The organism is Pseudomonas sp. SZ57 (genome assembly GCF_009495975.1).
In the GTDB taxonomy this organism is placed as follows: Bacteria; Pseudomonadota; Gammaproteobacteria; order Pseudomonadales; family Pseudomonadaceae; genus Aquipseudomonas; species Aquipseudomonas syringae.
This window is the reverse complement of sequence record NZ_WIBD01000075.1, coordinates 1-224: the sequence shown is the minus strand read 5'-3', so window position 1 is coordinate 224 and position 224 is coordinate 1. Positions and strand designations below refer to the sequence as shown.

Genomic DNA, 224 nt, shown 5'->3' with positions numbered 1-224 from the left:
GCCAGGTCTTGTGCAATGAGCGGACCGTTGCCGCCTTGGTTTCCAGCGAACCGAAAGCGTCGAGCAGTGTACGGTGAATATCGATATCGATCAGTGCGCGGTCATCGTGCTGGCCATGGATTTCGACCAGTCGCCGGCCGAGCTCCTTCAACAGCGTGACGCTTGCCGCCTGGTCGTTGATGAAGACACGGCTGCGGCCATCCGATGTCTGCACGCGGCGCAGG

Annotated in this window: 1 pseudogene; it reads right to left on the bottom strand. The window is 61.2% G+C overall.

The window, feature by feature from the left end:
• Positions 1–224, bottom strand: a pseudogene (locus tag GE543_RS27035) (DNA repair protein RecN); the annotation flags it as partial.